This window comes from Nonomuraea sp. NPDC005983 (genome assembly GCF_040614375.1).
Lineage (GTDB): Bacteria > Actinomycetota > Actinomycetes > Streptosporangiales > Streptosporangiaceae > Nonomuraea.
Genome location: NZ_JBEXUP010000281.1, coordinates 1 through 2624, shown reverse-complemented (window position 1 = coordinate 2624; position 2624 = coordinate 1). Strand labels below are relative to the sequence as shown.

Here is a 2624-nt window from a genome sequence, read left to right as displayed (position 1 = left end):
GGGTCGGGGGGGGCGGGGCCGGGGGGGCGGGGGCCGGGCCGGCCAGCGAGCGCACGGCGGCGCCGGCGGCGCGGCGCAGGCTCTCGGCGTCGTCGGACTCGCCGAGGCCGACGGCGACCAGCAGCGGCGCGGCGATGGCGCCGAACGCGGGGATCTTGGCGACCTCACCGGGCTTCCCGGAGAAGCCGACGGCCGACAGGGAGGCGGCGAGCTTGCCGTCGAAGGCCGTCTCGAAAGACTCGGCGCCCGTGGCGGGGCGAGGGCCTTCGGGGCCGGAGCGGAACCCGACGATCAGTGCGTCGGTGTCGAATGAGCCTGGATCTGCTGAGTTCAGCCGCACAGTGGTCACGTAAACCGATGCTATCCACGGTTTCCAGGCACTCACAAACAGGGGTTCATCCCACTAATCAACCGAGTGTGTTCATGACGCCATGGTGCTAGTGTCATTAGCACCATGTTGCTCACGCTCGATCTCAACGACGCGCGCCCCCTGCACGAGCAGGTCGCGGCCGCGATCCGCCGCGCCATCGGCGAGGGCTCCTACGCGCCCGGAGACAGGCTGCCGCCGGCGCGCGACCTCGCCGAGGCGCTCGGCATCAATCCCAACACGGTCCTGCGGGCCCTGCGCGACCTGCGCGACGAGGGGCTGCTGGAGTTCAGGCGGGGGCGCGGCGTCAGCGTCGCGGGCCGCGCCGACGGGCGCGCCCTGCTCGTGCAGCGGGCGCGCGAGCTGCTGGACGAGGCCAAGAGGCACGGCTACCGCCGTGAGGACCTCATCACCATCCTGGAGGAGTTGGCATGAAAGCCCGAACCGTCACCGCGGCGTGGGGCCTGATCGTCGCTGCCGCGATCATCGGGGTGCCGCTGGCGCTGCGCGACCGGCTGCCCGACCCGATGGCCGTGCACTGGGGCATCGGGTTGGCGCCCGACCGTGCGGCGTCGCTCACCGCCAATGTCGTGTCGAACCTGGCGATGTGGGGGGTCATGTGGCTCTCCCTGCTGGGCGTCGCGTTGCACGGCAAGGTGTTCGGGCGCAGGCTCGGCCGCATGTACTTCTGGGGGGCGCTGTTCGGCTTCGGCGTGCTGGCCCTCGGCACGACCGGCTCCGCCCTGCTGACCAACCTCGACGTGCCGTCCTGGACGCAGGCGCGCCTGGAGGGCTGGCAGATCGGCCTGGTGCTCTGCGCCGCCCTCGGCGCGGCCCTGCTGGCGGGCTACCTCGGCAGGGGCGGGCTCGACCAGCGCCCGCCGGAGGGGGAGCAGCCGCCGCGGCTCAGGCTCCGGCCGGGTCAGCGCTCGGTCTGGGTCAGCCGCGTGGCCAATCCCTGGCTGGTCGGGCTCAGCGTGGCCGCGGCGGTCGGCATGGTCGTCACCGGCGTGCTGGAGCTGGCCGGCGTCAGCGGCGACGGCGTGACCCTCTGGATCCTGCCGGGGTTCGTCATCGTGCTGGTGACCGGGCTGCTCACGTCTTCGCTGAGCGTGCGCGTCACCCAGGACGGGCTCGCGATCGGCTTCGGCCCGTTCGGCTGGCCGGTGCGCAGGATCAGGCTGTCCAAGATCGACCGCGCCTGGTCGGAGGAGCGCTACCCGAGCCAGGTCGGCGGCTGGGGGTTCCGCGGCGTGCCGGGCAGCGCGACCCTGATGCTGCGCGGCGGCGACTGCCTCATCCTGCGCTACCGCTCCGGCGGGCAGCTCGCCATCAGCGTCGACGACGCCGAGCGCGGCGCGTCCCTGATCAACGCCCTCATCGCCGAGCGAGTCGACGCGTGAACACGCCCCCCGCCGCCTCCCGGGGTGGGCAGGTGAAAGCCCTCCCCGCCTTCCTCGTCGCCGCCTTCGGGCTGTCCTGGCTGGTGGCGCTGCCCCTGTGGCTCGGCGACGGGCTCGGCTCGCCGCTGGTGCCGGTGCTGGCCACGCTGATGATGTTCACGCCGTCCGCCGGGGTGCTGGCCGCCTGGCTGGTGTCGCGCGTCCCGTTCCGCCAGTGGGCCCGCGAGACGGGGCTCACGCTGGGCGAGCGGAAGGGACGCACGGGCCTGCTCGTGCTGACGGCCTGGCTCGGCATCCCCCTGCTGGCGTTCCTGGCGCTGGCGGTCAGCGCCGCGCTCGGGCTGGTCGCGCTCGACCTGAGCGGGTTCAGCCTGCTCCGCGCCGGCCTGCGGGCGCAGGGCGCGCCCGAGCCGGCCGTGCCCGGCCTGCTGGCGGCCACGCAGGTCGCGGTGGCGGTGCTGGCCGGACCGGTGCTGAACGCCGTCCCGTCGCTGGGCGAGGAGTGGGGGTGGCGCGGCTGGCTGCTGCCCAGGCTGGTGGCCTCGCGCGGCGTCCTCGGCGGGCTGCTGCTGTCGGGCCTGGTCTGGGGGCTGTGGCACGCGCCGCTCACCCTGCTCGGCTACAACTACCCGCGCCTCGGCCCATGGGCGGCGGCGCTCTTCGTCGGGTTCTGCGTGCTGGCCGGGGTGGTGTTCGGCTGGCTCCGGCTGCGCTCGGGCAGCGTGTGGCCCGCCGTGGTGGCGCACGGCTCGCTGAACGGGGTCAGCACGGGTGGCGGCTACCTGCTCACGGCCACCTTCGACGACGTGTCCGGCCTCAACGAGGGCGACCAGGTCAAGATCGCCGGCGCGCCG

4 protein-coding genes are annotated in these 2624 nt (G+C 74.0%); 3 read left to right on the top strand and 1 reads right to left on the bottom strand.

What is annotated here, in order from left to right:
- On the bottom strand, positions 1-349 hold a 349-nt coding region (locus ABZ297_RS46615), incomplete at its 3' end, for a M17 family peptidase N-terminal domain-containing protein (protein WP_355361014.1).
- A 105-nt stretch (positions 350-454) separates the two neighbouring features.
- Between ABZ297_RS46615 and ABZ297_RS46610 the strand changes: the two genes are divergently transcribed.
- From ABZ297_RS46610 to ABZ297_RS46600, 3 genes are all read left to right on the top strand, one after another.
- The gene (locus tag ABZ297_RS46610; protein ID WP_355361011.1) at positions 455-802 is read left to right on the top strand and encodes a GntR family transcriptional regulator; all 348 of its coding nucleotides are present in this window, start codon (positions 455-457) and stop codon (positions 800-802) included.
- Positions 799-1770 carry a hypothetical protein gene (locus tag ABZ297_RS46605; protein ID WP_355361008.1) on the top strand — a complete coding sequence of 324 codons (972 nt, stop codon included), beginning with the start codon at positions 799-801 and terminating at the stop codon, positions 1768-1770. Before ABZ297_RS46610 ends, ABZ297_RS46605 begins: the two co-directional genes overlap by 4 nt.
- 32 nt (positions 1771-1802) lie before the next feature.
- A partial coding sequence (locus tag ABZ297_RS46600; protein WP_355361005.1) for a CPBP family glutamic-type intramembrane protease occupies positions 1803-2624 on the top strand: 822 nt, incomplete at its 3' end.

Coding starts and splice junctions, on each gene's coding strand:
- ABZ297_RS46610 (WP_355361011.1), top strand. CDS start 455: ATGTTGCTCACGCTCGATCTCAACGACGCGCGCCCCCTGCACGAGCAG.
- ABZ297_RS46605 (WP_355361008.1), top strand. CDS start 799: ATGAAAGCCCGAACCGTCACCGCGGCGTGGGGCCTGATCGTCGCTGCC.